The 26,967-nt window shown below is 66.0% G+C and carries 26 protein-coding genes; 10 read left to right on the top strand and 16 right to left on the bottom strand.

The genetic code is table 11. The annotated features are described in order from the left end of the window. Entirely contained in the window at window positions 1-603 is a 603-nt protein-coding gene (locus MRBLWH11_RS11355; RefSeq protein WP_116636964.1) for a GNAT family protein, read from the top strand. A 12-nt stretch (window positions 604-615) separates the two neighbouring features. On the opposite strand, the gene MRBLWH11_RS11350 is transcribed toward MRBLWH11_RS11355, so the two are convergent. Then, window positions 616-822 (bottom strand): hypothetical protein, encoded by a 207-nt coding sequence (locus MRBLWH11_RS11350; RefSeq protein WP_116636965.1) that lies wholly within the window; start codon window positions 820-822, stop codon window positions 616-618. Between the two features lie 94 nt (window positions 823-916). Between MRBLWH11_RS11350 and MRBLWH11_RS11345 the strand changes: the two genes are divergently transcribed. After that, window positions 917-1,528: an NAD(P)H-dependent oxidoreductase gene (locus tag MRBLWH11_RS11345; RefSeq protein ID WP_341944945.1), complete on the top strand. Its 612-nt coding sequence runs from the start codon at window positions 917-919 to the stop codon at window positions 1,526-1,528. A gap of 22 nt (window positions 1,529-1,550) precedes the next feature. Here MRBLWH11_RS11345 and MRBLWH11_RS11340 read toward each other — a convergent pair whose 3' ends face one another. The 3 genes from MRBLWH11_RS11340 to MRBLWH11_RS11330 form a co-directional block, all read right to left on the bottom strand. Further along, on the bottom strand, window positions 1,551-2,558 hold the full coding sequence (locus MRBLWH11_RS11340) for a hypothetical protein (RefSeq protein WP_341944944.1): 1,008 nt from the start codon (window positions 2,556-2,558) through the stop codon (window positions 1,551-1,553). 649 nt (window positions 2,559-3,207) lie between these two features. Beyond that, complete coding sequence (locus MRBLWH11_RS11335) at window positions 3,208-3,777, bottom strand: TetR/AcrR family transcriptional regulator (protein ID WP_341944943.1); 570 nt, start codon at window positions 3,775-3,777, stop codon at window positions 3,208-3,210. Window positions 3,778-4,049: 272 nt separating this feature from the next. Further along, a complete protein-coding gene (locus tag MRBLWH11_RS11330; RefSeq protein WP_341944942.1) occupies window positions 4,050-5,039 on the bottom strand; it encodes an aldo/keto reductase in 990 nt (329 codons plus the stop codon). 89 nt (window positions 5,040-5,128) lie between these two features. Between MRBLWH11_RS11330 and MRBLWH11_RS11325 the strand changes: the two genes are divergently transcribed. Beyond that, window positions 5,129-5,950, top strand: a complete 822-nt coding sequence (locus MRBLWH11_RS11325; protein ID WP_341944941.1) for an SDR family NAD(P)-dependent oxidoreductase — start codon at window positions 5,129-5,131, stop codon at window positions 5,948-5,950. Between the two features lie 37 nt (window positions 5,951-5,987). Here MRBLWH11_RS11325 and MRBLWH11_RS11320 read toward each other — a convergent pair whose 3' ends face one another. Further along, window positions 5,988-6,620, bottom strand: a complete 633-nt coding sequence (locus tag MRBLWH11_RS11320; protein WP_341944940.1) for a TetR/AcrR family transcriptional regulator — start codon at window positions 6,618-6,620, stop codon at window positions 5,988-5,990. Further along, window positions 6,620-7,807, bottom strand: coding sequence for an FAD-binding domain (locus MRBLWH11_RS11315; RefSeq protein ID WP_341944939.1), 1,188 nt, complete (start codon window positions 7,805-7,807; stop codon window positions 6,620-6,622). The genes MRBLWH11_RS11320 and MRBLWH11_RS11315 overlap by 1 nt, the downstream gene beginning before the upstream one ends. A 342-nt stretch (window positions 7,808-8,149) precedes the next feature. On the opposite strand from MRBLWH11_RS11315, the gene MRBLWH11_RS11310 reads away from it, so the two are divergent. Next, entirely contained in the window at window positions 8,150-8,587 is a 438-nt protein-coding gene (locus tag MRBLWH11_RS11310) for an organic hydroperoxide resistance protein (protein WP_341944938.1), read from the top strand. Window positions 8,588-9,425: 838 nt separating this feature from the next. On the opposite strand, the gene MRBLWH11_RS11305 is transcribed toward MRBLWH11_RS11310, so the two are convergent. Beyond that, window positions 9,426-10,358 carry an aldo/keto reductase gene (locus tag MRBLWH11_RS11305; RefSeq protein WP_341944937.1) on the bottom strand — a complete coding sequence of 311 codons (933 nt, stop codon included), beginning with the start codon at window positions 10,356-10,358 and terminating at the stop codon, window positions 9,426-9,428. A 56-nt stretch (window positions 10,359-10,414) separates the two neighbouring features. On the opposite strand from MRBLWH11_RS11305, the gene MRBLWH11_RS11300 reads away from it, so the two are divergent. Next, window positions 10,415-11,029, top strand: coding sequence for a TetR/AcrR family transcriptional regulator (locus tag MRBLWH11_RS11300; protein ID WP_341944936.1), 615 nt, complete (start codon window positions 10,415-10,417; stop codon window positions 11,027-11,029). Window positions 11,030-11,049: 20 nt separating this feature from the next. Here the strand turns inward: MRBLWH11_RS11300 and MRBLWH11_RS11295 are convergent, their stop codons facing one another. The 5 genes from MRBLWH11_RS11295 to MRBLWH11_RS11275 form a co-directional block, all read right to left on the bottom strand. Beyond that, window positions 11,050-11,904 carry an ATP-binding cassette domain-containing protein gene (locus MRBLWH11_RS11295; protein WP_341944935.1) on the bottom strand — a complete coding sequence of 285 codons (855 nt, stop codon included), beginning with the start codon at window positions 11,902-11,904 and terminating at the stop codon, window positions 11,050-11,052. Further along, on the bottom strand, window positions 11,901-13,652 hold the full coding sequence (locus tag MRBLWH11_RS11290; protein ID WP_341944934.1) for a dipeptide/oligopeptide/nickel ABC transporter permease/ATP-binding protein: 1,752 nt from the start codon (window positions 13,650-13,652) through the stop codon (window positions 11,901-11,903). Before MRBLWH11_RS11290 ends, MRBLWH11_RS11295 begins: the two co-directional genes overlap by 4 nt. Further along, window positions 13,649-14,590 (bottom strand): ABC transporter permease, encoded by a 942-nt coding sequence (locus MRBLWH11_RS11285; protein ID WP_341944933.1) that lies wholly within the window; start codon window positions 14,588-14,590, stop codon window positions 13,649-13,651. Before MRBLWH11_RS11285 ends, MRBLWH11_RS11290 begins: the two co-directional genes overlap by 4 nt. 59 nt (window positions 14,591-14,649) lie before the next feature. Next, the gene (locus tag MRBLWH11_RS11280; RefSeq protein ID WP_341944931.1) at window positions 14,650-16,137 is read right to left on the bottom strand and encodes an ABC transporter substrate-binding protein; all 1,488 of its coding nucleotides are present in this window, start codon (window positions 16,135-16,137) and stop codon (window positions 14,650-14,652) included. A 125-nt stretch (window positions 16,138-16,262) separates the two neighbouring features. Further along, complete coding sequence (locus MRBLWH11_RS11275; protein WP_341944930.1) at window positions 16,263-17,195, bottom strand: dihydrodipicolinate synthase family protein; 933 nt, start codon at window positions 17,193-17,195, stop codon at window positions 16,263-16,265. Window positions 17,196-17,496: 301 nt separating this feature from the next. Between MRBLWH11_RS11275 and MRBLWH11_RS11270 the strand changes: the two genes are divergently transcribed. Then, window positions 17,497-18,360, top strand: coding sequence for a LysR family transcriptional regulator (locus MRBLWH11_RS11270; RefSeq protein ID WP_341944929.1), 864 nt, complete (start codon window positions 17,497-17,499; stop codon window positions 18,358-18,360). Between the two features lie 149 nt (window positions 18,361-18,509). Here MRBLWH11_RS11270 and nrdF read toward each other — a convergent pair whose 3' ends face one another. Genes nrdF through nrdH form a run of 4 tightly spaced genes read right to left on the bottom strand, consistent with a single transcriptional unit; the run spans window position 18,510 to window position 22,402 of the window. Then, window positions 18,510-19,490, bottom strand: coding sequence for a class 1b ribonucleoside-diphosphate reductase subunit beta (gene nrdF, locus MRBLWH11_RS11265; protein WP_341944928.1), 981 nt, complete (start codon window positions 19,488-19,490; stop codon window positions 18,510-18,512). Between the two features lie 48 nt (window positions 19,491-19,538). Beyond that, complete coding sequence (gene nrdE / locus MRBLWH11_RS11260; RefSeq protein WP_341944927.1) at window positions 19,539-21,683, bottom strand: class 1b ribonucleoside-diphosphate reductase subunit alpha; 2,145 nt, start codon at window positions 21,681-21,683, stop codon at window positions 19,539-19,541. Next, entirely contained in the window at window positions 21,680-22,144 is a 465-nt protein-coding gene (gene nrdI / locus MRBLWH11_RS11255; RefSeq protein ID WP_116636971.1) for a class Ib ribonucleoside-diphosphate reductase assembly flavoprotein NrdI, read from the bottom strand. Before nrdI ends, nrdE begins: the two co-directional genes overlap by 4 nt. Before the next feature lie 24 nt (window positions 22,145-22,168). Continuing rightward, the gene (gene nrdH / locus MRBLWH11_RS11250) at window positions 22,169-22,402 is read right to left on the bottom strand and encodes a glutaredoxin-like protein NrdH (RefSeq protein WP_046012882.1); all 234 of its coding nucleotides are present in this window, start codon (window positions 22,400-22,402) and stop codon (window positions 22,169-22,171) included. A 391-nt stretch (window positions 22,403-22,793) separates the two neighbouring features. Between nrdH and MRBLWH11_RS11245 the strand changes: the two genes are divergently transcribed. From MRBLWH11_RS11245 to MRBLWH11_RS11230, 4 genes are all read left to right on the top strand, one after another. Continuing rightward, the gene (locus tag MRBLWH11_RS11245) at window positions 22,794-24,002 is read left to right on the top strand and encodes an MFS transporter (protein WP_165808135.1); all 1,209 of its coding nucleotides are present in this window, start codon (window positions 22,794-22,796) and stop codon (window positions 24,000-24,002) included. After that, the gene (locus tag MRBLWH11_RS11240; protein ID WP_341944924.1) at window positions 23,999-24,913 is read left to right on the top strand and encodes a sugar kinase; all 915 of its coding nucleotides are present in this window, start codon (window positions 23,999-24,001) and stop codon (window positions 24,911-24,913) included. The genes MRBLWH11_RS11245 and MRBLWH11_RS11240 overlap by 4 nt, the downstream gene beginning before the upstream one ends. Window positions 24,914-25,044: 131 nt before the next feature. Next, complete coding sequence (locus tag MRBLWH11_RS11235) at window positions 25,045-25,803, top strand: alpha/beta hydrolase (RefSeq protein WP_116636975.1); 759 nt, start codon at window positions 25,045-25,047, stop codon at window positions 25,801-25,803. Further along, a complete protein-coding gene (locus tag MRBLWH11_RS11230; RefSeq protein ID WP_341944923.1) occupies window positions 25,800-26,960 on the top strand; it encodes an acyl-CoA dehydrogenase family protein in 1,161 nt (386 codons plus the stop codon). The genes MRBLWH11_RS11235 and MRBLWH11_RS11230 overlap by 4 nt, the downstream gene beginning before the upstream one ends. The last annotated feature ends 7 nt before the right edge of the window (window positions 26,961-26,967 follow it).

The following is a 26,967-nucleotide window of genomic DNA, read 5'->3' as shown; positions in this document are numbered from 1 at the left end:
ATGGCTTTCCTCGTCACCCCCGCCCCCGTCACCCTGACCGGTGAGCTCGTCGAGCTCCGTCCGCTCGATCGCTCTCACGTCGCTGGCCTCGTGGAGGCCGTCGAGGAGGGCGACCTGTGGAAGACCGCCTGGTACACGTCGGTGCCGGCTCCCGACGGCGTCGCCGCCGAGGTCGACCGCCGCATCGGCCTGATCGACACGGGCGAGATGCTGCCGTTCACCGCGTTCGACGCCTCCGGGCGCGTCCTCGGTCTGACCTCGTTCTACGACATCGTCGCCGATGTGCCGCGTCTGCACATCGGATACACCTGGAACCGTCCGTCGGCGCACGGCACGGGCACGAACGCGGAGTCCAAGCTCCTGCTGCTGCGGCACGCCTTCGAGACGCTCGGGGTCTTCCGGGTCGGCCTGACGACGCAGTGGGTGAACTTCCAGTCGCGCGCGGCCATCGAGCGGCTCGGCGCCAAGCAGGACGGCGTGATGCGAGCCATGAGCCGCTACCGCAACGGCGCGCTGCGCGACAGCGTCGAGTTCTCGATCATCGAGCCGGAATGGCCGGCGGTGAAGGCCAACCTCGAGGCGCGACTCGCGCGACGGCGCTGAGCGCGCCGACGATCACTCGGTCGGGCTGCCCGACCAGTTGTCCTTGCGGCGGGTCGCGGAGCCGCGCTGACGCATCATGAACGCGAGCGACAGGCTCACGATCAGGAGACCGGCGACGAAGACGTAGGCCGCGTACTCCACGGGAAGCGACTGCGCGAGACCCATCAGCCAGATGCCTCCGAGGAAGAGGATCATGAAGAAGATGAAGCTGAGGATCACGGGATCTCCTGTCGTAGCGGCCGCCTTCTAGCGTACCGGACGGGCGGACGAAACCCCCTTGGGTCGGGGCGGAGGGCCGTGGTTCGCTCTCCCCATGAACGCTCCGCTGACGGCTGTCGCCATCTCCTGCACGCTGAAGCCCTCCCCTGGCGATTCGAGCTCGGACCTGCTCGCGTCGCAGATCCTCGCGGCCCTGGCGGGGCACGGTGTCACCGGCGAGGTCATCCGTGCTGTCGACCACGTGATCAGCCCCGGCGTCGAGAAGGACATGGGCGGGAACGATGCGTGGCCCGGCGTGCGCCGCCAGATCCTCGACGCCGACATCCTGGTCTTCGTCACGCCGACCTGGATGGGACAGCACTCGAGCGTCGCTCAGCGCGTGCTCGAGAGGCTCGACGCGGAGCTCTCGGAGACCGATGCCCGCGGTCGGCTCACGCTGCTCGACAAGGTCGCCATCGCCGGGATCGTCGGCAACGAAGACGGCGCACACCACATCGCCGCGATCCTCTTCCAATCGCTGAACGACGTCGGGTACACGATCCCGTCGCAGTCGTCCGTCTACTGGAACGGCGAGGCCATGCAGACCGTCGACTACAAGGATCTGGACGACGTGCCTGAGAAGGTGGCCGCCGCGACGGCGACAGCGGCTCGGAATGCGGCGCATCTCGCACGGGTGCTGCGAGAGCGGGAGTATCCGAGCACCTGAGGCCCAGGTCGTCGCACAGGGCTCACGGACGCGTGAACGTGATCACCTCGCCGCGGCGCGCGCGCTCCACGCTCATCCCCGCGAGCTCCAGGCGACGGAAGACGCGTCGCGGCAGGGCGGGGAGTCCGGCCGTGCGACCGGCCGGAGGCTTCGCGAGTCCGGCGACCACCGACAGATCGACGCCGGCCCCGCGCACCTCGATCCGCGCGTAGTCGCTTCGGGTCCGCCACAGCAGGAACTCGAGGTCTCGGAACGCGACGACGTGATCCTCATCCCCCACCCGCACGCGGAGCTCGTCGTTGCCGAAGGCGATGACGCAGGCGACCGTTCGCCGCCGCAGCACCGCGGTCAACGCCAGGTACACCGGCAGTGCGATCACGACCCCCACCACGATGATCAGGAGTCGCGGCCCCAGTCGCATGACGATGTCGTCGAAGGCGATCAGCAGCAGCGTGCCGAAGAGTCCGAAGACGATCACGATTCCGACGATCGCGCCCGTGAGGACCTTCATCCGGAGCGGGATGCCGTTGATGCGCACGCTCGACCCGTCGCCGCTCTCCTCGCGCTCCCACTCGACGGTCGTGGGCAGAGGATGCTTCCTCCGGTCGCGTCGCGTCAACGCGTCGGTGACGCGGCTGAGCAGTCCGAGCCAGATCCAGCCCGTCGCCGGGATCGCGGCGATCTGCAGCACGACCGCGACGGCGCGCACCGACTCCGGGAGGGACGCGAGCAGCTCGCTCCCGAACTCGACCACGAACGTCATGATCGCGCCGAGGACGACGGCGACGCCGATGTGCAGGTACGCACCGTTGCGGGACGGCGTCATGCGCAGGGTCGCGTTCACGAATGCGAAGCCGAAGCACCATCCGCCGACGAGCATCAACAGCATCGGGAAGATGCTCAGGTCATCGCCGGCGATCGTCGCGGCGATCGCACCGAGCAGCAGCAGCGCTCCCCAGAGCATCGGGTTGCGGATGAGCTTGCGCCCCACGGTCGCGCGCACCGCGGCGTCGGTGGTCGGCTCGCTCATCGGAGCCATCCTAGAACGCCCGTCGCCGTGGGCCGGGAACGGCCCTTTCCTGCCCGATGCGCGTCACTCTGCGGGGATTCCGCACTCTTTACAGGTGAATCGCGCAACGCTCCCCCGTTCGCGGTTCCCCCACGGTGCCGGTGCACCCTCGCGACAGGATGCGCCGGCACCCGGCACTCCGTGTCGGAGAGGTGGGTGGCACGAGATGGGACCCTGGTGAGCCGCTCTGGGGAGCGGCCCCCAGGGGCCTGTGAGTCATCTTCGTCTTCGCCTCGACGTCGGCGCATCCGGCAGAGGCGACGTGATCGCCATCCGGGCTCCAGACAGCCGGCGTCACGCCCGGCATGTCAGGATCCGAGACGGCGTCGTCGAGAATTCGGTCAAGCTTCTTCACCGTCTCGGCATCGAACGATCCCGATGAGTCGGTCGCAGAACTCTCTGCGGCGGACGTCGCGCACCCGGCGAGCGCGACCATCGAGCCGGTCAGTCCGACGGCGACGAGGGCGAGCGCGGAAAGCGGGCGCGGGTTGCGTGACACATCGAAGCGCCGTCTGTAGGGGACGAGGAACTCCATCGTCGGCAGAGACGGACGCCCGATGCATCGGCCGGCGATACGGAACCGGTGGTGGTGCTCGCTCGGCGGTGAGCGCTACCGGGACGGCGCGTCGAGCTCTTCGGCACCGTTTCGATCAGCCCGGCGAAGACCGTTGAGAGCTGCGCTCGAGATCAGGTCCGCCTCGGCCTCGGTGAGCGGCTTGTGTCCGCTCATGAGGCGATAGATCAGCGGTCCGAACAGCACGTCATCTGCGGTGTCGGCATCGACGGACGGATCTGCGACCCCGAAGGACACCGCTCGCTCCCAGAGTTCGGCGATGAGTCGTCGACGAATCTCGAGAAAGAACTCTTGAAAGTAAGGCGCTGCCGATGGATCGGTCGCGCATGCGGCCAGTAGCTGCCGAAAGACGTTGCCGTTGTCTGTGGAGTAGAACGCACTGACCCTCCTGACATGAGTGCGGATGTCCTCGAGCGGGTCTGCTGTGCGTGGGATCGGTGTCGCGTGGGCCATCTTCAGGCCGAATGCTTCCGCTGATACAGCGGTCCTGTTCGGCCAGTGTCGATAGATGGTGACTTTGCTCACGCCGGAACGAGCTGAGATGTTGTCGACCGTCGCTGCCGGGAGCCCTCCTTCATCGAGGAGCGCAATCGTGGCGGCGAGCACGGATTCGCGTGAGCGCAGGCTACGCGGCGCGGACGAGCGCTGATGGATTCGCGATTGGGATCCTGCGTCGGTCGCCTCTGGTTCGGTCGTGTTGTCGTTCAGCGGTTCATCCTCTGTTTGGCGTCATCGTCGGCAGAGCCTGACGCGAGTCACCGTGGGGCGCGTGTCTAGTTAGTCTCTCACTGCAGCCCTGCTGCGGGGATGCCGACCGAGCTGGCTCTGACCTGTTCGACCGGTATCCCCGCGCTCCCCGCTGCGGCGCGGCGTCGTGCCTAGCCGTTGAGCCCCGTCATGTCGGGGTAACGGTCGCCGATGACGGCGCTCGGGACGAAAACGCCGGCGATGGCCGACAGGTCGGCTGCCGTCAGCTCAACGTCGGCCGCACCGAGGTTCTCAGCGAGATACTTGCTCCGCCGAGTGCCTGGGATAGGAACGAGGTCGTCGCGCTGCGCGAGAAGCCATGCCAACGCCACCTGGCCTGCGGTCACGTCATGGGCACGAGCAAGCTCACGGAGCACGTCCACAAGACGCATGTTGGCCTCAAACGCTCCGGGGAGGAAGCGAGGGTTGGCCCGGCGCCAGTCATCTGCGTCCAATTCCTCTGCCGACGAGATGGTCGCCGTCAGCATCCCCCGCCCGAGGGGAGAGTATGGGACAAGGGACACCCCGAGTTCATCGAGAGTCGGAAGGATCTCGTCTTCCACATCGCGGCTGAACAGGGAGTACTCCGTCTGCACCGCGGTGAGGGGGTGGATCTTATGTGCGCGGCGGATCGTCGCGGGCGCGGCTTCCGAGAGCCCGATGTAGCGGACCTTGCCCTCCTGGACCAGCTCCGACATCGCGCCGACCGTGTCCTCGATAGGCACGTTCGGGTCGACACGGTGCAGGTAATAGAGGTCGATCACGTCGATACCCAGCCGCTGAAGCGACGCGTCGGCGCGGGCGTGGACGTTCGCGGGAGACCCATCGGTGACCAACCCCGTCTCGGTCTGAGTGTTCGCGAACTTCGTCGCCACCACGACGTCATCACGACGTCCGGCGATGGCCTTTCCGAGCATGATCTCGTTCGTGAAAGGTCCATAGACATCGGCCGTGTCGAGGAACGTCAAGCCCTGATCGATTCCTCCAAGGATCACTCTGATTGCGTCCTGCTCGCTGGAGGGAGCGCCGTACCACTGCGACATCCCCATGAGTCCGATCCCCACAGCCGAGACGGGAAGATCCGTGCCGTTCGCAGCCGTTCCCAGGATTCTCGTTTTCATGCTTTGCTCCGTTCGAAGACACCTACGCTGAGGTGTACGATACGTACTGTACAACACGCGGATGCGTGGTCCGCTCGAAAGGAATCTTCATGTCCCAGGTCTGGTTCATCACTGGCAGTAGCCGCGGGCTCGGCAGAGAGTTCGCAACGGCAGCACTCGAGCGCGGCGACCACGTCGCGGCGACCGCGCGCGACGCCGAAGCCCTCGCCGATCTCGTCGCTCGATTCGGGGATGCTGTCCTTCCACTCTCCCTCGATGTCTCCGATCGGGACTCGGTAGGCTCAGTCGTCGCGCGCGCGCGGGAACACTTCGGCCGGCTGGATGTGGTTGTCAACAATGCCGGCTACGGGCTGTTCGGCGCGGTGGAGGAAGTGACCGAAGAACTTGTACGCGACCAGTTCGAGACGAACGTGTTCGGCGCGCTCTGGGTGACACAGGCCGTGTTGCCGATTCTCCGCGAACAGGGGTCCGGGCACATCATTCAGGTTTCGAGCGTCGGGGGCGTTCTCGTGGTCCCCTACACAGGCATCTACAACGCCTCCAAGTGGGCGCTCGAGGCGTTCAGCGAGGCACTTCACCACGAGGTCGCACCGTTCGGCGTCTCCGTCACTTTGATAGAGCCAGGCGCATTCGCGACCGAATGGGGCACCAGCTCCAAGGTCATCGCTCCTCAGATGCCCGCGTACGACTCCCTCCGCGTCGCGCGCGCCGCGAGGTCTGCAGCGATGAACGTGGGCGATCCCGGTGCGGCCGGTCAGGCGCTGCTTTCCATCGTCGATGCTCCCAACCCACCGCTTCGCGTGCTCTTCGGCACCGACGCACTCGCCTGGGTCCGCGACACATATCCGAAGCGCTTGGCCGAGTGGGCCGATTGGGAGCACGTGGCAGTGGCCGCCCAAGGAGCACCCTGACCAGCAGGAACTGGACAAGATGTCGCGGTACCGTTCGTCATTGGAGCCGCTGCGCTGGTTGGCCCTCCGCTGGATCCGGTGCGAGCGCGCCTCTCAGCATCCGCATCAGTCTTGGCAACGTGATGGCAAGGTCGGTGTCGGCCGATGTGTGAGTGAGCAGCCACGTATCCATGGCCAGAGTCATTCCCATAGCCATGGACACGAGCAGATCGGTCGGCAGGTCCGCGCGGACAGCACCCGCCGCTTGGCCGGTTTCGATCACCCGGCCCCACCAGGGGGAAGCGACGTGCTCGGCGTCTCGTCTTGCGGCAGCCGAACCGAGGGCGTCGCCGAACAATGAGAGCAGTTCAGGCGAGGACTCGAGTCTCGTCATCATCACGGTGGCATGACGCTCGACGGCGTTCCAGAACACCTCTGCGTCCTGCTCAGCGGAGATCTCGAGGCGATGGCCGTCCAAGAGACGGTCGAGGTGGACGCGGAGCACCTCGCCATAGAGGTCCTGCTTGTCGTCGAAGTAGTAGTACAGCGAGCCCTTCGAGAGGCCCGCATCACGGATGATGCGGTTGAGCGAGGAGCCAACAAGCCCGTGCGCAGAGAACTCGGCGAACGCAGCATCGATGAACACGGCCTGCTGCTCGGCATCGAGCGCTCGGAACCGTGCATGCGGCATCAGCTCGGCCTCCCACTCGCCTCAGGTAGATCGACCCTATCGTGCAGGCTTCGGCCGATTGCGATGTCCGCAAGCCAGGGCACGCGCATGCTCCGGATCGCCCCGTTCCGCAAGGCCAGTTCGAAGCGATTGCGGGGGGCGAACGCGGCGCCCATCCGTGCAGCCGCATCCTGCTTCGACCGCACGAAGGACGACAGTGCGTGCTCGTACTCGATGAGCGCAGCCGTATGGTCGTTGTCGGGATCGTTCAGGGCTTGCGCGAGGACATACCCTTCGATCATCGCCAGCGCGGAGCCTTGCCCCGCGAGCAGCGACGCGCATGCCGCCGCGTCCCCCAGCAGCACGACCCTGCCTCGGCTCCAGTCGGGCATCCGGATCTGACTCACGCGGTCGAAGTAGAACGACCGTGCGTCAGGCATTCGATCGAGAATCTCAGGCACCTCCCAACGCATGTCGGCGAAGTAGTCGCGGAGCAGGTCCTGCTGAGCGGTCAAGTCGCCGAGAGGAGAAGCTGCTTCGTGGCGGAAAGTGAGCGCGACCACCGTCGACCCGTCGCGCTGCGCAAAGCGGAGCACTTGCCTGCCCACCGTCGTCCGCGTCACACCGACCAACTCGTCGCGCGGCTCGTATCCATCGAGAACGAAGACCGCCACCATGATGCCGAGGTAGCGTTCGAAGTCGCTCTCGGATCCGAACACCTGTCGGCGTACGCTCGAGTGGAGACCATCAGCGCCGATGACCAGATCGAAATCCCGCGCGGGGCTGATCGCGAATTGCACCACTACGCGGTCGCCCCGGTCCTCGATCGTGGTGACCGTGTCACCGAACAGTGTCTCGACGCGGCCTTCGAGGCCCGACAGGATGATCGCCGCCAGGTCAGACCTCGCGACGCTGAGGAACCGGCCGCTCGCACTCTTCGCGGCGCGGCGGGGATCCATCCGAGCGATCGTCTGGCCCCGGTCGTCCACCTCACGCAGCTCCCGCACTGCATATCCCACTTCCGAGAGTCGCGGAACGATCCCCATGCGTTCCGCCACCTCGAAGCCGGCGCCCCAGAAATCAATGAGGTAGCCGCCTTCGCGCGGTGCGGACGCTCGCTCGACGATCGTCACTTCGTGATTCCCCGACAGTAACCAATGCGCCACGGTTGGACCAGCGACTCCGGCACCGACAATCAAGATCTTCATGACGATCAGATTAGACCACCGGTCGAACTGATGGTCAACTATGCCGAGACGGCACCGAGCCGCCTGGAGACTCGACGATCTCGGCCGTTCCGTGCGCGACCCCATCGACTTCTTTCCAGAGGAGAGTTGCTGACTGTGGTCCAGAAGTCGTCGGTTGCGACGCGCAGCCGCCGAACCGATGCGTGACGCGCCGCTGGAGAGCAGGCGTCGCGACGCGACACGGGGCGGCACAGGAAGGTCGCTATTCGTTCGAACACCGTCGATTGCCGCAGGCCTCGCACCGCTGTCGCGACATAGAATAGTACGGTACGGATCGTACACTTATTCACGAGGAGCACCTTCATGGCCACGATGCCACACCCAATTCGTTACACAGCCGAGGTACACACGACAGGCGGACGGGACGGCGGGACCGCCCGAAGTGACGACGGCGCACTGGATGTTTCGCTCTCATCTCCCCCTGGGCTCGGGGGAAGAGGGGGGTCGGGCACCAATCCCGAACAACTTCTCGCCGCCGGCTACTCGGCATGCTTCATCTCGGCGATGAATCATGTGAGCACTGGTCTCGGAATCAGGGTGCCAGCCGACACCTCGATTGATGCCTCGGTATCGGTCGGGCCGACTCAGGATGGCGCCTTCGGTCTGGCAGTGAGACTGGAGGTGCACCTTCCCGGACTTGCATCAGAGGATGCGCAACGAGTCGTCGACGCTGCTCACTACTCTTGCCCCTACTCGAACGCGCTTCGCGGCAACGCGCCCGTCGAGATCCTGGTCGTGTGACCTAGACGGAGCTGGTCAGCGCACGAAGTGCGTTGACCAGCCCCATCTGACGAAGGGCGCCCCGTCCGGATCGGGGGTTTCGAGATTCGGAAAACCGACAGCATCGGCACGTCCTAGCGGCCTTTCCGATGGTGGAGCAGGTCAGCGGGTCGCTGTCGAGATGGGTGGACCCCCACGATGTGGGTGCCTTGGCCCTAGCAACAGCGGCCTTCAGCTCTTCGATCGCCGACTCGCAGGACTCGACCTCGACGACTCGAGCCCGAGGCTGCGTGCCGAAGGCCTAATCCACGACGGCATCCCATCGTGCTTGTGCGCGTCGAAACCCGCGAGGTTGATGTTGACGAAGCATACTTCCGTGTTCTGGTGGATCGGCCCAGGCTTCGCCGACTTGCGTTCTCGCCTCATCGACGCCGCTCCAGAACGTGGCGCGGTAGTAGAAGGTCGATCACGTTTCAGCGGTTGCCGTGCCCTTCGCCATCGTTGCGGAAGCTGATCACAATCGAGGGATAGCCAAAACTCGACCGAGATGTGCAACGTGACTGTGTTTCAACTTCATTCCGCTGGGTCGATGAGCGGCCTCCACCCGACTCGCGGGTCATACATCGATCGCGTCGGACCGACCTCTGCGGCTGCGCCGACCGGCTGGCAGGACCGCGCTGCGAAGGTCTCCGCGCATCAGCTCGACGGCGCGGACGGCGCGGGCCTCGTCTGCCCCGATCAGGTTGGCCGAATGCGGATCAGGACAGAAGAGCTTCCCGCGAGAACTTGGATGACGGCTGCGGACGATCGTCGGCCACGCCAACAGCTTTCCCCTGAAGCTCACGGTCCGGCCGCCGCTTCACGGCAACACGTGGCCGGCGGCGCGGAACAGCTCGTACCACTCCGCCCGGGTGAGAGGGACTCCCGAGCCCTGGGCGGCTGCGGTTACGCGAGACGGTGTGGTCGTGCCGAGCACGACCTGCATCTGCGCCGGATGCCGGGTGATCCAGGCAACGGCAATGGCCTCACCCGGCACATCGTACTTGGCGGCCAAGCGGTCGATGACGGCGTTCAGCTCCGGGTATCGGTCGGATCCAAGGAACGGGCCATCGAAGAAACCTGCCTGGAACGGCGACCACGCTTGGATGGTGATGTCATGCAGACGGCAGTAGTCGAGGACGCCCCCATCCCGCATCACCGCCTGGTCGGTCCCCCGCATGTTGGCCGCGACCCCCTGGGCGATCATCGGCGCGTGGGTGATCGACAGTTGCAGCTGATTGATGACGAGCGGTCGGCCGACGTAGCGACGCAGGAGCTCGATCTGTCCGCGAGTGTGGTTCGAGACCCCGAAGGCACGGACCGCGCCGGCGGCGGCGAGTTCGTCGAAGGCGCGAGCCACCTCTTCTGGTTCGACCAGAGCATCGGGCCGGTGCAGAAGGAGAATGTCAAGGTAATCGGTCCCGAGCGCGGTGAGAGAGCGGTGCACCGATTCGATGATGTGCTCGGCGGAGAAATCGAAGTAAGGACCGTCCTTCACAATGCCCGCCTTCGACTGGATGATGACCTGTTCGCGGTCCCTGGCGGTGAGCTGCAGGGCCTCGGCGAACCGTCGCTCGCAACCGTGCGGGACGCTGCCGTAGATGGCGGCGTGGTCGAAGAACGCGATGCCCGCGTCACGAGCGGTGCGCACCAGCGTCCGGACTTCCTCGTCCGTATGGTCTTGGATGCGCATCAGCCCCAGGATGACGTCAGGGACTACGAGTTCGGTTCCGGGCAGGATGAAAGTGTTCATGAGTTCTCCTTGAGAGGTCGGCGGTCGGAACGCACTCACGCGACAGCTGGGGTGACGTGCAAGGGCCACGAAAGTCTGCGGCCTGGCCTATCATTGGCCGGGTGACGGCGCGTAGATCGTATGCGAAGGGCATCGCGAAACGGGAGGAGGTCCTCCGTGCGGGGCTCGCCGTCTTCGCCGAGAACGGCTACCAGAAGACCTCGATTCGCGAGCTGGCCGAAGCGGCGAATCTGAGCCAGGCCGGCCTGCTCCACTACTTCGGGTCGAAGGAGGAGCTGCTCGTCGCGATCCTGGACCGCCGTGAGCAGGAGAACCATCAGAAAGGCACCGACAGCGACGACCTCGATCTCTTCTTCGACGTCGTCCGCCGTAATGTCGCCGTTCCCGGCCTCGCACAGCTTTTCGCTGTGATGTCGACGTGCGCGATTGAGGCATCTCATCCGGCGCATGAGTTCTTCCTCGACCGCAACGAGCGTCTCCGGCAACGACTCGGCGACACGATATTGGCGCGTCAACGGGCTGGCGAGATCACCTCCGCACTGGACGCGGCGCGCATCGCGACTCTGCTCATCGCGACCGCCGACGGCCTGCAGGTGCAGTGGCTGATCGACCCGGAAGTGGAGATGAGCGCGGTGCTCGACGATCTGTGGACACTGATCCGCACGACTTGAGCCCGACCCGGTCCCGGCAGTCAGAACCGTCCCTCCTGCTCGCTCACTTCGGCGAGAGCCCGGCGCGCGGCCCGCCGTTTCGCTTGCTCGCGGGGGTCCGGGACGGGCGCCGACAACAACAGACGTCGTGTGTAGGCAACCCGCGGGTCACGAGTCACGCCGTCCGCATCACCCTGCTCCACGATACGACCGGCATGCATGACCGCCACCCGATGGCTGATGGCACGCACGACCGCGAGATCGTGGGAGATGAAGAGGTAGGCGATACCGGTGCGCTCCTGGATCTCGATGAACAGGTCGAGCACGCGCGCCTGCGTCGACAGATCCAGCGCGGATACTGGTTCATCGCACACGATGAGACGCGGGGAGATGGCGAGGGCCCGCGCGATTGCCACGCGCTGACGCTGACCTCCAGAGAACTCCCGCGGAAGTCGGTCAGCGGCATCCGCTGGGAGGCCGACCTGTTCGAGCAGAGCGCCGATGCGCCCTCGTGCCTCACGCTCGGATGCACCCTGGGCCCTGAGAGGCTCGGAGAGGATGTCACCAACCGCCATCACCGGATTCAGCGACGTGTACGGATCCTGGAACACAACCTGGCGTCGCGCGGCGAGTGCCCGCCGTGAGCGCCGGTCCAGCTCCGTAACCGGCTCGCCCTCTAGCGTCACGGACCCCGCGGTGATGGGGGCGAGTCCCAGAACCGCTCGGCCCAGCGTCGTCTTCCCCGACCCCGACTCGCCCACCAGGCCGAGAGTCTCGCCCGGGCGGATCTGGATCGACACCTCGTGCAGAGCACGGAACGGCTTCGCTCGCCATCCGCGCCCTGGGTATTCGACGACAAGGTCCCTGACGTCGAGCGTCAGGCCCGGGGCGGTCACGATGCCAGGGGGCTGCGAAGCGGCGCCCCCTCGACCGTCGATGCGAGCAACATTCGGGTGTAGTCATCCTTCGGATCTTGGAAGATGTCGGCGACCGGACGGTCCTCGACGATGCGCCCCGACTTCATCACTGCGACCCGGTCGCACAGGTCGGCCACGACGCCGAAATTGTGCGTGACGAGCAGGACGCCCATATGGCGTTCACGCTGCAGGTCGCGGATCAGGTCGAGGATCTCGGCCTGGACGGTCACGTCCAGCGCCGTGGTCGGCTCGTCGGCGATGAGCAGTGCGGGGTCGCAGGAGACGGCTCCGGCGATCAGCACACGCTGAGCCATGCCGCCGGAGATCTGATGCGGATACGACGCCATGACGCGGGGCGGATCGACGATCCCGACGCGCTCAAGCAACGCCAATGCCTTCTTGTTCGCGTCCGAACGGGAGATCTTCAGCACGCGCATCATCGGCAGGACCAACTGGGTGCTGATCTTGAACGATGGATCGAGGTTGCTCATCGGCTCCTGCGGGATGTAGCCGATGGTCGCGCCCAGAATGCGTCGCATCTGCCCAGATGACAACGTCGAAAGGTCGACGCCGTGCAACCGCACCGCTCCGGCATGGACCTCGCCACCGGCGGGGAGCAGAGAGAGCGTGCTGAGGGCGATCTGGGTCTTCCCCGACCCGGACTCGCCGACCAGGCCGACGATCTCGCCGCGGTCGACGGTCAGGTCGATGCCATGGACGACGTTGGTCTGCTCGCCGTGCGCTTTCGTGTAGCCCACCACGAGGCCGTCGATCTGCAGCAGTCGCCCGTTCTCCGACGCGCTCTGTGGCACGTCGGCGGTCGTCACCGTGCGCGCTGGCTTTCGCCGACGCACCTTCGCCTCGTCGCCGTCGAGCGCATCACGCACCCCGTTCGCGACCAGGATGAAGGACGCGACAGTGATGCCGATGGCGAGGCCGGGCGGTAAGAGCAGGTGGCGACCGTTGTAGAGGTTGGAGAACGCGTCCTGCAGCATTCCGCCCCATGTCGGAGTTGCAGGGTCGCCGAGGCCAATGAACTCGAGTCCTGCCTGCACGACGATGGCTGCCCCCGCGATGGTCGCGGCAAGGATGATGATCGGAGCGCGGACAACGAACAGGATGTGTCTGGTGATGATCCTGGCGTCGCCGAGACCCGACACCCGCGCCGCGTCGACATACAGCTCGTTCTTGACGGAGATCACCTGGTTGCGCACCAGACGGAAGAAGTTCGGCGCGAACATGATGCCGAGTACGACCATCGACAACAGGATGTTCGGGCCGAGCACGGAGAACATCGCAACGAGGACGATTGTGCCGGGGAGGACGATGATGAGGTTGGCCGCCCACCCCGAGAGGTTGTCGAACCAGCCGCCGAAGTATCCGGCGACGAGACCGGTCACCACACCGATCGCGACGGCGACGAACACAGTGATCGTCGCGCCGAGCAGAGTCAGCCGGCCCGCCCAGATGAGGCGGCTCAGCACGTCGCGCCCCGCTCCGTCGCCACCGAGCAGGTACTCGCCCCCGGGCGGCGCATTCACCATGTCGAGTCGGGCGAACGTCGGACTCCCGGGCGCGATGAGCGGGGCCAGCACGCTGATCAGGATGACCAGGGTCAGCACGACGGCGGCCGACATCGCCAGGGGGTTGCGCAGGAAACGCCGCAGTACGCCGCTGCGCCGAACGCGCGCCGGAGCCTGTTCGCTACCGATCAGGAGATCGCTCATTGCACTCTCGCCTTCGGGTTGATCCAGGTGATCGCGAGGTCCACGACCAGGTTGATGACGACGACGATGACGGCCGTCACGACGAGGACGCCCATGATCACGGGGATGTCCCCGAGGATCGCCGCGTTCACGGCGAGGCTCCCCATACCGGGGAGGGCGAAGACCCGCTCGATGAGCACGGCGCCCGAGAGCATGCCGATGAACTGCAGGGAGATGACGGTGACCGCCGGCGGAGCGGCGTTGCGCAGCACGTTGCGGAACAGGATCGATCCCTCCGACAGGCCGCGTGCACGGAGCGTCCGGACGTAGTCCTTGCGGAGCACGTCGATCACCGCGCTCCGGATCTGCTGCGCGCCGGAGGCGATACTGCCGATGACAAGCGCCGTCACCGGAAGTGTGATGGTCGACAGCCACCCGCCCAGCGACTCGTCGATGGGCACATAGCCGGTGGCGGGAAACAACCCCAGCCCGATGGCGAGTGTCGAGACGAGCATCAGACCGACCCAGAAGTTCGGCAACGACTCCGCGACGACGGAGAAGACCTGGATCCCACGGTCGGTTCCGCCGCGTCGGACGGCTGCGGTGATGCCGAGGGCGACCGCGATCACGGTGGCGATCAGAATCGAAACGGTGACCAGGGACAGGGTGACCGGGAGTCGAGTCGCCAGCGAGTCGACGACCGGCGTTGCAGTGAAGTAGGAGACGCCGAAATCGCCCTGGATCGCGTGCCGGAACCAGTCGCCGTACTGGACGACGAGTGGGCGATCCAGTCCGAGCCTGTGGTTGAGGGCGTCGATCTGGTCTTGCGTGGCGAGCTCTCCCAGGATGTTCCGGGCGACGTTCCCGCTCGAGGACCAGATGAGGCTGAACGACAGCGCGGTGATCGCGATCAGCAGGATGATGGCGGCGACGAGGCGACGCACGAGAAATGAGACCATGAGGTCCTTTCGAGGGCGTGAACCGGCGGACCCCGTCCTGCGGGGTCCGCCGGCACGTCTCAGTCGGCGGGACGGAAGTCCTTGATGAAGGGGACGACGTTCATCGGGTGAACCGAGACGGCGACCTCCGGGGACGCGAGGTAGATCACGTTCTCGAGGTACCAGATATCGAACCAGGCGTTCTCGACGACGTAGCGGTTGATGTCCTTCATCGCGTCGGCGTAGGCCTCGCCGGATGCGCCGCGCGCCTCGGTGATGAGGGCGTCGAGCTCGGGCGTCGAGGTCGAGAACGGGTTCCACGGGGCGTCGGCGGGGATCTGCTTGCTCATGTCCCACCAGGCTTCCGCCGTGGAGTTCGACATCCAGAACATGCCGTACTTTCCCGACTGCACCTCTGCGACGTAGTTCGTCGGATCGACCTTCACCCACTTGACGGTGATGCCCACTTCGGCGAGCTGCTGCTCGACGATGGGGTTCGACTTCTCCCCGGCGCTCTCCGGCATGACCACTTCGAACCCGTCGGCGTAGCCTGCTTCGGCCAACAGCTCCTTCGCCTTCTCGGGGTCGTAGGGATACAGGTCGTTGAGCTCGGGCAGGTAGTTGACCGAGGTGGGGTTGAAGACCTGATTCGACCGCTCACCGTATCCGAGCTGGATCCCGTCGAGGATCCCGTCCGCGTCGATGGCGTAGTTGATCGCCTGACGAACACGGACGTCTTTCAGCGCGGGGACGACAGTGCCGTCGCGGTCAGCGAGGTACAGCCCGCGTCGATTGAGCGGCCACTCGTACACGTCGAGGTTCGCACCCTTCGCCTCCTCGACGACCGAGCCGTCGGCGGCGATGCCCTGCACCTGGCCGGAGCGCAGTGCGTTGACTCGCGCCGTGAGCTCATTCATGACCACGAGCTCGAGGTTGTCGTAGGGGTACGACTCCTGGTCCCAGTAATCCTCGTTCCGGGTGAACTCGAACCGCACGCCGGGCTCGGAAGCGGCGGTGTCCAGGACGTAGGGTCCCGATCCCACCGGGGCCGTGGTGATTGCTTCTGAGCCCAGCGCGTCTGGGCTCCCCATGACTCCTCCTGCGAGGGTCAGGTAGGTGAGCAGCGCAGGATCGGGGGCGCTCAGGCGCAGTTCTACGGTCAGTTCGTCGATGGGGACGACATCGGCAACGGACTTCACCATGACCGCGTTCTGACCGGTGCCGTTCTTCAGGTTGAGGATGTTGGCCTTGACGGCCTCGGCATCGAACTTCGCCCCGTCGGTGAACGTGATACCGGGGCGCAAGGTGAGGGTGAGCACGGTGTTGTCGTCGTTGTACTCCCACGTCTCCGCCATACCAGGCGTAATCGACGCATCCGACTCCATGTGCAGAAGGGTGTCGTAGACGGCGTTCCAGTATTGCGCCTGGTGTCCGTTCTGCAGCAGCGCCGGCTCCCAGGAACCGCTGTCGATCGTGACCGCGAGCGTGAGCTTGTCCGTCGATCCGGAGGTCGACGACGAGCCGTCGCTGGTGTTCGTGCCGCCGGCGCAGCCGACGACGAGTGCCAAGGAGGCTGCGAGAGCAGCCAGGGATTGAACCACCCGACGGGCGCGAGGGTTTCTCATTATCAGGACTCCTTTGTCGTGTGAATTGGTGCGCGGTCCGGCAGCGGGTGACCGCCGGACCGCACGGGTCAGGTGAGGTCGAGTTTCAGCGACTCGATCAGCTCGACCATGTCGGTCAGGGAGTCGAAGTCGTGCACGCCGAGGGGGTACGCGCCCGGCATGCGGCTGGTCGCCGTGATGTCAAGCTGACCGGTCGCCGCGAGCAGCTGCTTCGCCGAACTCGGATAGGCGAGGTTGATCATGCGTTCGAAGATGCTCATGATGCGCTGGACAGTCCTGACCTGCTCATCGTCGCGGTGGGCGTTGGCGCACAACCAGACCATGAGGTCGGGGTCCAGGCTCGAGGCGTAGCCCGAGTGACCGTGCGCGCCGGCGATGATCGACTGGTAGGTAGAGGTGATCTCGCCGTTGTAGATGCGCAGATCCGTTCCCCGTGCGGCATCGATCTTGTCCTGCATGTCCTGCGGGTCGAAAGTCAGGTCCTTGTGGAACACGAATCGTCCGGTTTCCGCAGCCCAGCGGAAGACGTTCGCCGGGATGAGGCGCTTCCACGGCGTTGGGCACTCGTAGAATCCGAGCTTGATGTCGCCGGTCCCGTCGACGATGCGCTCGAGCTTCCCCGTCCACGTCGCCTCGGACGCAGCCTGATTGCCGAGGTGGTTGGTGAGGATGATGACGGCGTCCGCACCGACATCGGCGATCCGCTTGATGGAGTCGATCTCCTCCTCCGCGGAGCCGCCGTAGGTACCGGTCGCGACGACGGCCGCCCTCCCGTCTGCACGAGAGACGACCCGCTCCGCGAGTCGCACGCGCTCTTCCGCAGACAGGAACTCGACCTCGCTGGATCGCGAGTTCGTGAACAGCCCGGTGATGCCGTGCTCGATATACCAGTCGGTGATCTCGTCCACGCCACGCCAGTCGATGGTCCGGTCTGCGTTCATCGGCGTCAGCATGACCGGCCACACCTGGTTCGTCAGCAGCATTTCCTGAGTGCTCGGCATCGAGCGCTCTCCTCTCAGTCGCGGCGCATTCATCAATTAGCGTGCGCCGCACGGTTTTTGGATGTTGGCGCTACTGTGGCACCCGACGCGGGGCTTCGTCAATCGCCGAATCCCGCCAAACCCCGCGTGAAAAGGCGCGGAAGACCGGAACCTGAGAGTTTGGCGACGCGCCCTGCTGTGTTCACTATTCGGATCGAATAGGTGCGCCTTCCCTTGTGCGAAAGCCACCAAGACGCTAATAGTTTGAAGGATCGAAAGATTGCGTTACCCTCATCCACCTTTGGCAAGGAACGGAGAAGCCATGAATCTCCCCCTCACAAATCTTGTAACTTTTCTGCATCTGACCGAGACGCGAAGCTTTGCGCGAGCGGCGGAGCGGGCTGACGTCAGCCCGTCGACCGTGAGCAACCAGATCGCTTCACTGGAGCAGGAGATCGGCGAGTCACTCTTTGCACGGAGCCGGGGGCCGAAATCGGTTGTGACCCTGACCCCCGCGGGGGAAGAACTCGCAAATCTCGCGCGCGACGTCCTCGCCGCGCATACAGCGGTGAACGATCACTTCCGACCCAATGTCGCTGCCGGGCGCGCGCGACTGGCCGTGACCGACGACATCGCGGCGAGTCCGCGCCTCGGCGATGCCCTGCGCGGGTTTCGGCTGCGCAACCCGCTGGTCAAGGTCGAGATCACGGTCGGGCAGAGCGGCCCCCTCTACCGGCGGCTGCGCGGAGGCCAGTTCGATCTGGCACTCATCAAGCGGATGCCGCAGGACGACTGTCTCGACGTGCTGCGTTCTGAAGAGATCTCCTGGGTCGTTCACCCCGCCGCACGGCTGGAGCTGCGCCCCCTTCCGCTCGTGGCATACCCACGCTCCAGCTTCCTCCGCAACCACTCGACCGCAGCGCTCGACGAGCGGGGCATCCCCTGGCACATCACGAACGTCGTCCGAGGTGTCAACGGCCAGCTCGCGGCAATCCGTTCCGGGCTCGGAATCGGCGTGATGGCATCCGGCATGATGCCGGTCGACCTTGAGCCGACGCCATCATCGTGGAACCTTCCCTCGCTCGGCCGGGTCGACACGGTGCTCGTCCGAGGCAACGACGTCTCGGATGCGGCGATTCGGCTGCAGGCCGCACTCCAACTCGTCGGCCGTGAGTTGCTGCCCTAGACCTCTGAGCGGACAGACAGCGGTCGGTACCGTTGCTCGACGAAGACCAGACCGGGTGCGGCCACCCTTGACGAGAGGCCCGAACCCGCGACTGTTCGTGGATCCGGGCCACCGACCAGTCGCCTAGCCGGAACCTCAGAGAGAAACTCTCAGAAGTCCCAGTCGTCGTCTTCCGTGGCCTCGGCCTTGCCGATGACGTACGAGGAGCCCGAGCCGCTGAAGAAGTCGTGGTTCTCGTCGGCGTTGGGCGAGAGCGCCGACAGGATCGCCGGGTTCACGTTCGTCACGCTCGACGGGAACATCGCCTCGTAGCCGAGGTTCATCAGCGCCTTGTTGGCGTTGTAGTGCAGGAACTTCTTGACGTCCTCGGTGAGACCGACGCCGTCGTAGAGGTCCTGCGTGTACTGCACCTCGTTGTCGTACAGCTCGTACAGCAGCGAGAAGGTGTAGTCCTTCAGCTCGTCCCGCTTGGCCTGGTCGACCGTCTCGAGGCCCTTCTGGAACTTGTAGCCGATGTAGTACCCGTGCACGGCCTCGTCACGGATGATGAGGCGGATGAGGTCGGCGGTGTTGGTGAGCTTCGCTCGGCTCGACCAGTGCATCGGCAGGTAGAAGCCCGAGTAGAACAGGAAGCTCTCCAGCAGGGTCGAGGCGATCTTGCGCTTGAGGGGATCGTCACCGCGGTAGTACTCGGTGACGATCTGCGCCTTGCGCTGAAGGTTCGGGTTCTCCACCGACCACCGGAACGCCTCGTCGATCTCCTTCGTCGACGCGAGCGTCGAGAAGATCGAGGAGTAGCTCTTCGCGTGCACCGACTCCATGAACGCGATGTTCGTGTAGACGGCCTCCTCGTGCGGGGTGATCGCATCGGGGATCAGCGAGACCGCACCGACCGTGGCCTGCACGGTGTCGAGCAGGGTGAGCCCCGTGAAGACGCGCATCGTGAGCAGCTGCTCGTCGGCGGTCAGCGTGTTCCACGACTGGATGTCGTTGGACAGCGGGATCTTCTCGGGCAGCCAGAAGTTGTTGACGAGGCGGTTCCACACCTCGACGTCCTTATCGTCCTGGATGCGGTTCCAGTTGATCGCCTGCACGTGGTCGACCAGCTTGAGCGGTGAGGAGGGAGTCATGATTTTCCTAGGATCGGTCGTTGAGCGAGCGAAGCGAGACGAAACGCCTCAGAGCATGCACGAGACGCACTCGGCCATGTCGGTGCCCTCGAGTGCCATCTGACGCAGACGGATGTAGTAGATCGTCTTGATGCCCTTGCGCCATGCGTAGATCTGCGCCTTGTTGATGTCGCGCGTGGTCGCGGTGTCCTTGAAGAACAGCGTCAGCGACAGGCCCTGGTCGACGTGCTGCGTCGCCGCGGCGTAGGTGTCGATGACCTTCTCGTAGCCGATCTCGTACGCGTCCTGGTAGTACTCCAGGTTGTCGTTCGTCATGAACGCCGCCGGGTAGTACACGCGACCGAGCTTGCCTTCCTTGCGGATCTCGATCTTCGACGCGATCGGGTGGATCGACGACGTCGAGTTGTTGATGTACGAGATCGAGCCGGTCGGCGGCACCGCCTGCAGGTTCTGGTTGTAGATGCCGTGCTCCTGGATGGAGGCCTTCAGCGCCGCCCAGTCCTCCTGCGTGGGGATGTGCTTGCCCGCGAAGAGCTCCTTGACCTTCGAGGTGCTCGGCACCCAGGCGCGCTCGATGTACTTGTCGAAGAACGCACCCGACGCGTAGGTCGAGTCCTCGAAGCCGTCGAAGGTCGTGCCGCGCTCGATCGCGAGGTTGTTGGACGCCCGCAGCGCGTGGAACAGCACCGTGTAGAAGTAGATGTTCGTGAAGTCGATGCCCTCTTCGGAGCCGTAGTACACGTGCTCGCGAGCGAGGTAGCCGTGCAGGTTCATCTGACCGAGCCCGATGGCGTGCGAGCGGTCGTTGCCGTCCTCGATCGAGCGCACCGAGCCGATGTGGCTCTGGTCGCTGACCGCGGTGAGGGCGCGGATGGCCGTCTCGACCGTCTGGCCGAGGTCGTCGGCATCCATCGACAGGGCGATGTTCATCGAGCCGAGGTTGCAGGAGATGTCCTTGCCGATGTTGTCGTACGACAGGTCGTCGTTGTACGTCGTCGGCGTGTTCACCTGCAGGATCTCGCTGCAGAGGTTCGACATGTTGATGCGGCCCTTGATCGGGTTGGCCTTGTTCACCGTGTCTTCGAACATGACGTACGGGTAGCCCGACTCGAACTGGATCTCGGCGACGGTCTGGAAGAACTCGCGCGCATTGATCTTCGTCTTCTTGATGCGCGGGTCGTCGACCATCTCGCGGTACTTCTCGGTGACGGAGATGTCGCCGAACGGAACCCCGTAGACCTTCTCGACGTCGTACGGCGAGAACAGGTACATGTCCTCGTCGTTCTTCGCCAGCTCGAACGTGATGTCGGGAACGACGACACCGAGCGACAGCGTCTTGATGCGGATCTTCTCGTCGGCGTTCTCGCGCTTGGTGTCGAGGAAGCGCATGATGTCGGGGTGGTGGGCGTTGAGGTACACCGCGCCGGCACCCTGACGCGCACCCAGCTGGTTCGCGTAGCTGAAGCTGTCCTCGAGGAGCTTCATCACGGGGATGATGCCCGACGACTGGTTCTCGATCTGCTTGATCGGCGCACCCGACTCGCGGATGTTCGACAGGAGCAGGGCCACGCCGCCGCCGCGCTTCGAGAGCTGCAGGGCGGAGTTGATGCCGCGGGCGATCGACTCCATGTTGTCTTCGATGCGCAGCAGGAAGCAGCTGACGAGCTCGCCGCGCTGCGCCTTGCCGGCGTTGAGGAAGGTCGGCGTCGCCGGCTGGAAGCGCCCGGAGATGATCTCCTCGACGAGGTTCACCGCGAGCTTCTCGTCGCCGTCGGCCAGGCCGAGGGCCGTCATCACGACGCGGTCCTCGAAGCGCTCGAGGTAGCGCTTGCCGTCGAACGTCTTGAGCGTGTAGCTGGTGTAGTACTTGAACGCGCCGAGGAACGTCTCGAAGCGGAACTTCTTCGAGTAGGCCAGGTCGTTGAGCTTCTGGATGAAGTCGAACGAGTACTTCTCGATGACCGCGCCCTCGTAGTACTCCTTCTCCACGAGGTAGTCCAGACGCTCCTTGAGCGAGTGGAAGAACACGGTGTTCTGGTTCACGTGCTGCAGGAAGTACTCCCGCGCGGCGCGCTTGTCGGCGTCGAACTGGATCTTGCCGTTCGCGTCGTAGAGGTTCAGCATCGCGTTCAGCGCGTGATAGTCGAGCCCCTCGTAGGACGGGTTGGCCTTGAATGCCACCGTCTCGGTCACTGCGTCACGCTCTGCGTGCTCTTCGACTGCAATTCCCACCGTCGTTCCAATCCGTCGCTCACGCGATCAACATCGTCCTGTGTGCCGAATATTTCGAGCCGGTACAAGTGGGGCACGTGACACTTGCGGCTGATGATGTCGCCGGCGAGACAGAAGGAGTCGCCGAAGTTGGTGTTGCCCGCGGAGATGACTCCGCGGATGTGACGCCGGTTGGCCTCGTCGTTGAGGAACCGGATCACCTGCTTGGGCACGGCCCCGCGTTCGACGCCGCGCCCCTCGCCCCCGCCGTAGGTGGGGGTGACCAGCACGAAGGGCTCGTCGATGACGAGGTCGCCCTCCTGCCGGTGGAGCGGGATGCGCCGAGCGGGGAGCCCGAGCTTCTCGATGAAGCGTGCCGTGTTTCCGGACACGCTGGAGAAGTAGACCAGGAGCGGCGCAGCGGTTGCGACGGCGGCGCTCATAGTTCCCTCCTCAGGGGCTGTCGGTCAGGCCAGACGGGTCGCGAGCTCGGCGATCTTGTCGGGACGGAAGCCCGACCAGTGGTCCTCGTCGGTGACGACGACGGGCGCCTGCATGTAGCCGAGCGCCTTGACCTGCTCGAGGGCCGTCGGGTCCTCGGAGAGGTCGTGGATCTCGTACTCGATGCCCTTGGCGTCCAGCGCCCGGTACGTCGCGTTGCACTGAACGCAGGAAGGCTTGGTGTAGACCGTGATCGACATCTTTCTGACCCCTCAAATCTCTGGCCTGCTTCTCATCAGGCGACTTTTTCCGGCAGACCCCCCGCCGGGAGTTCAATACTACATATGGGTACCGACATTGGGGGCGACCACAAGGGGTAGTAGTTACATCCGTGTAGTTTTCCACCGCTCTCCCCTGTTACAACACAGGTTCTCCACCGTTTCTTCCACAGGCGGCCCCTCGTCGGAGAGGGCCGCGAAGCCCGAGAATCCGCGGCTGGGAGCCACCTGTGAGAGATCCATCCACAGGTGGCACGCTACGCGGGGCCTCCGACATCGGATCGCCTGTGGAATTCGCCTTTCGGCGTGTCGTCGGCGTGTCGCACGGGCCGTCGCTTCGACGCCGATCGTCGGCGCCCGGTACCGTTGTCTGGTGGCGGGATACCGGGATCTTCTTCGCACGCCGGGAGTGGCGCGCATGATCGCCGCACAGTTGACCGCACGCTTCCCCAACGGGATGTCGTCGCTCGCGATCCTGCTGCACGTCGAGCAGCAGACCGGCTCCTACGGCGCGGCCGGACTCGTCCTCGCCGCGACCAGCGTGGGACAGGCCGTCGCCGGCCCCATCACGAGCCGATGGATGGGCGTGTGGGGGATGCGCCGCGTGATCACGCTGACCCTCAGCGTCTGCGTCGTCGCCGTGCTCGGACTGGCGCTGCTGCCCCTGAACGTGCCCGGCTACATGATCCTGGGCATGATCGCGGGCCTGTCGACACCGCCGATCCAGGCCGCCGTGCGCACGATCTATCCCAAGCTCGTCAACTCCTCGCAGCTGACGCCGCTGTTCTCCCTCGACGCCTCTCTGCAGGAGATCATCTGGATCCTCGCACCGGTCGTCATCACGCTCGTCTCCACGCAGATCGGAACCGTGGAAGGACTGCTGCTCGTCGCGATCATCCTCGTCGGCGGGGGCGCGTGGTTCATCCTCTCCCCCGAGGTCGGACGCGTCCGGATCCCCCGCAGCCGCAACGCGCTGGGCAAGGTCGTGCTCAAGCCGCCCGTCCTGCTCGCCACCGTGATCGGCTTCCTCCTGATCGGCGCCTGCGCCGCTGTCGAGGTCGGCGTCGTCGCGACGTTCGAGCACGGCAGCCTGACGGCCGGACTCGTCCTCGCAGTGTTCTCCGTCGGCAGCCTCGTCGGCGGCCTCGCGTTCGGACACATCCCGATCGGCCCCTGGGCCATGGCCCGGCGGCTGCTGATCGTCACCGTCGGTCTCGCGCTGACGATGGTCATGCTCAACGTGTTCTGGCTCGGCGGCACCCTCGTGCTCGCCGGCATCGGCATCGCCCCGGCTCTCGCCGTCCTGTTCGCAATCACCTCGGCCAGCGTCAAGTTCTCCGAGACCGCCGAGGCGTTCGGCTGGGCGGGCACCGGCCAGCTCATCGGAGCCGCCGCGGGCTCCGCCGTCGCCGGATTCCTCGTCGACCTCGGCGACTGGCGCGGCGCGTACTTCGCCGCGACCCTGTTCGCCGCTGTCGGCCTCCTCGTCGCCGTCGTCTTCGTGCGCTCCTTCCCCGACCTGCGTCACCGCGACGCGAGCCCTCATCCCGACACCGAACCCCTGGCGGTCACCCCTTCATGAGCATCCCCCGCACCCCGTCGTCCCCCGCCCCCGAGATCGTCTGCGTCGGCGAGACGATGGCCCTGATCACGCCGGTCGGCGCCGCGCTGACCACCGCGGAGACGGCGACCATCGGACTCGCGGGCGCGGAGTCGAACGTGACGGCTGGCCTCGCGTTCTCCGGTCATCGAGCGGCATGGGCGTCCCGGCTCGGCGACGATCCGCTCGGCGACCGCATCTCGTCGGAGCTGAGCAGGCGGGGCGTCGAGCTCTGGGTGGAGCGCGACACGGATGCGCCGACCGGCGTGATGTTCAAGGACCCCGGCGCCGACGGCTCGTCGGTCTACTACTACCGGCGAGGCTCCGCAGCCTCCGCGATGGAGCCGGGCTTCCTGTCGACCGCCCACCTCGCGGGCGTCCGCATCGTGCACACGACCGGCATCACCCCGGCGCTGTCCGACACGTGCCTGCGCATGGTCGATCAGCTCTTCGTCGACGCCCGCACCGCGGGTGCGGCCGTGTCGTTCGACGTGAACGACCGACGCCCTCTCTGGTCCCGCGAGCACGCCGCCGCGACCCTCGCCCGCCTCGCGGATGCCGCCGACATCACCTTCGTCGGACGCGACGAGGCCGAGCGGATCTGGGGAACGGTCACGCCCGATGAGATCCGCGCCTTCCTTCCGAACTGCGCGCTGCTCGTCGTGAAGGACGGGGATGTCGGAGCGACCGCCTTCGCGGGAGACGACGAGCCGGTCTTCGTGCCCGCACCGCGCGTCGACGTGGTCGAACCGGTCGGCGCCGGCGACGCGTTCGCCTCCGGATTCCTCGCGGCCACGCTCGAGGAGCGGCCGCTGGACGAGCGTCTCTCGGCGGGGCACGCCGCGGCCGCGCGCGTGCTGGTGACCCACGCGGACATGCCCCCGGTCGACTGATCGGCGCTGCGCGCCCGGCGAGGTCATGTGCGCCTGACCAGGATGGATCGCCGGCATCCGCCCTTGCCTGGCGCACAACTCCTCGCTGCGCGCCCGGCGCCGCCCGCACCCCGCGGTTCTAGGCTGGGACCATGTCTGCACCGCTCCGTCTCCCCCGCATCGCCTGGGGCTCTCCTTCGGCCTCTCGCCGTGCCCTTCTCGTGCACGGTCTCGGTTCCTCCGGTGCCCTGATGTGGCGTCTCGGCGATGCGCTGGCCGCGGCCGGATGGCACACGACGGCCGTCGACCTGCGCGGTCACGGCGACGCGCCCCGGTCACTCGACTACTCGGTCGCGGCGTACGGCGCCGACCTCGCCGCGACGCTGCCCGATGACGGCGGCTCGTGGGATGCGGTCATCGGCCACTCGCTGGGTGGGGCCGCCAGCACGGTGGCCGCGGCATCCGATCCGGAGTGGACCCGGCGCCTCGTCCTCATCGACCCGGCGATCCATGTCGACGGACGCGACGCGTCGATCGTGCGCCGGAGCCAGGAGCGCGCCTTCGCCGACACCCGGATCGAGGTCGTGCAGCAGGAGCATCCGCACTGGCATCCGCAGGATCACGAGCTGAAGGTCGACGCCGTGCTGCGCGCGAGCGCTTGGGCCGTGGAGCAGACCAGCGCACAGAACCAGCCGTGGGATGTGCGGGAGCAGGCGGAGCGGGTGACCGTCCCCACGCACGTGATCGCCGCCGATCCTGCTGTCTACAGCATCTTCACCGGCGACCTGGCCGCCGAGGTGCTCGCCGCCAATCCCCGGTTCACGATGTCGGTCGTCGAGGGCGCCGGCCACTCCCTGCACCGCGACAAGCCCGAGGAATCGATCCGCCAGCTCCTGGAGGCCCTGTCATGAGCGACTTCGACCCCGCCGCGTACCTCCCCGACGACCTGCTCGAGCGGATCCGCGAACGCGCGCCGATCCATGATCGCGACAACACCTTCCCGCAGCAGGATCTCGACGAGCTGCGCGCGGCCGGGTACCTCTCGATCCTGGTCCCCGCCGAGCGCGGCGGTGCCGGGCTCTCGCTCGCCCAGGCCGCGGTCCTGCAGCAGCGGCTCGCCGGGGCAGCTCCCGCGACGGCGCTCGCGATCAACATGCACCTCGTCTGGACCGGTGTCGCCAAGGTGTTCTCCGACCGCGGTGTGCCGGGACTCGAGTTCGTGCAGGACGGCGCCGTGGCCGGCGAGGTCTTCGCCTTCGGCATCAGCGAGGGCGGCAACGACCTCGTCCTCTTCGGCAGCGACACCGCCGCCGTGCCCGACGGCAGCGGCGGCTACGCCTTCACGGGAACGAAGATCTTCACCTCGCTCGCCCCGGTCTGGACGCGGCTGGGCCTGCACGGCCTGGACACGACCAGCCCCGATGCCCCCCAGCTCGTCTTCGCCTTCGTGGAGCGGACGGATGCCGTCGCGACGAGCGACGACTGGGACACGCTCGGCATGCGCGCGACGCAGAGCAGGACCACACGCCTGAACGGGGCGACGGCGGATGCCGCGCACGTGGTGCGCCGGATCGACCCCGGCCCCACCCCCGACCCGATCGTCTTCGGCATCTTCTCGGTGTTCGAGATCCTCCTCGCCTCGGTGTACACGGGCATCGCACGACGGGCGCTCGAGCTCGCCGTGCTCGCCGCCGGGAAGCGCCGCTCCAAGAAGACCGGCGCCGCGTACAGCCAGGACCCCGACATCCGCTGGCGGATCGCGGACATGGCTCTCGACTACGACGCCCTGCCGCCGCAGATCGCCGCCCTCGCCCGAGATGTCGACGACCGCGTCGACAACGGCGCCCGCTGGTTCTCCCTCCTCTCCGGTGTGAAGCACCGGGCCATCACGATGGCCAAGCGGGTCGTCGACCAGGCCATGCTCGTCGGCGGTGGCGGCTCGTACTTCTCCGCCAACGAGCTGTCCCGCCTCTACCGCGATGTCCTGGCCGGCGCCTTCCACCCCTCCGACCCGGAATCCGCCCACGCCACCGCGGCGAGCGCGTGGCTCGGTCCTCTGGAGGACTGAGGCGACA

Source organism: Microbacterium sp. LWH11-1.2, assembly GCF_038397745.1.
Taxonomy (GTDB): domain Bacteria; phylum Actinomycetota; class Actinomycetes; order Actinomycetales; family Microbacteriaceae; genus Microbacterium.
The sequence above is the reverse complement of the archived record's forward strand: the minus strand, read 5'-3'. Positions and strand labels throughout refer to the sequence as shown.

Coding starts and splice junctions, on each gene's coding strand:
- MRBLWH11_RS11355 (WP_116636964.1), top strand. CDS start 1: ATGGCTTTCCTCGTCACCCCCGCCCCCGTCACCCTGACCGGTGAGCTC.
- MRBLWH11_RS11345 (WP_341944945.1), top strand. CDS start 917: ATGAACGCTCCGCTGACGGCTGTCGCCATCTCCTGCACGCTGAAGCCC.
- MRBLWH11_RS11340 (WP_341944944.1), bottom strand. CDS start 2,558: ATGAGCGAGCCGACCACCGACGCCGCGGTGCGCGCGACCGTGGGGCGC.
- MRBLWH11_RS11330 (WP_341944942.1), bottom strand. CDS start 5,039: ATGAAAACGAGAATCCTGGGAACGGCTGCGAACGGCACGGATCTTCCC.
- MRBLWH11_RS11325 (WP_341944941.1), top strand. CDS start 5,129: ATGTCCCAGGTCTGGTTCATCACTGGCAGTAGCCGCGGGCTCGGCAGA.
- MRBLWH11_RS11320 (WP_341944940.1), bottom strand. CDS start 6,620: ATGCCGCATGCACGGTTCCGAGCGCTCGATGCCGAGCAGCAGGCCGTG.
- MRBLWH11_RS11315 (WP_341944939.1), bottom strand. CDS start 7,807: ATGAAGATCTTGATTGTCGGTGCCGGAGTCGCTGGTCCAACCGTGGCG.
- MRBLWH11_RS11310 (WP_341944938.1), top strand. CDS start 8,150: ATGGCCACGATGCCACACCCAATTCGTTACACAGCCGAGGTACACACG.
- MRBLWH11_RS11305 (WP_341944937.1), bottom strand. CDS start 10,358: ATGAACACTTTCATCCTGCCCGGAACCGAACTCGTAGTCCCTGACGTC.
- MRBLWH11_RS11290 (WP_341944934.1), bottom strand. CDS start 13,652: ATGAGCGATCTCCTGATCGGTAGCGAACAGGCTCCGGCGCGCGTTCGG.
- MRBLWH11_RS11285 (WP_341944933.1), bottom strand. CDS start 14,590: ATGGTCTCATTTCTCGTGCGTCGCCTCGTCGCCGCCATCATCCTGCTG.
- MRBLWH11_RS11275 (WP_341944930.1), bottom strand. CDS start 17,195: ATGCCGAGCACTCAGGAAATGCTGCTGACGAACCAGGTGTGGCCGGTC.
- MRBLWH11_RS11270 (WP_341944929.1), top strand. CDS start 17,497: ATGAATCTCCCCCTCACAAATCTTGTAACTTTTCTGCATCTGACCGAG.
- nrdF (WP_341944928.1), bottom strand. CDS start 19,490: ATGACTCCCTCCTCACCGCTCAAGCTGGTCGACCACGTGCAGGCGATC.
- nrdI (WP_116636971.1), bottom strand. CDS start 22,144: ATGAGCGCCGCCGTCGCAACCGCTGCGCCGCTCCTGGTCTACTTCTCC.
- nrdH (WP_046012882.1), bottom strand. CDS start 22,402: ATGTCGATCACGGTCTACACCAAGCCTTCCTGCGTTCAGTGCAACGCG.
- MRBLWH11_RS11240 (WP_341944924.1), top strand. CDS start 23,999: ATGAGCATCCCCCGCACCCCGTCGTCCCCCGCCCCCGAGATCGTCTGC.
- MRBLWH11_RS11235 (WP_116636975.1), top strand. CDS start 25,045: ATGTCTGCACCGCTCCGTCTCCCCCGCATCGCCTGGGGCTCTCCTTCG.
- MRBLWH11_RS11230 (WP_341944923.1), top strand. CDS start 25,800: ATGAGCGACTTCGACCCCGCCGCGTACCTCCCCGACGACCTGCTCGAG.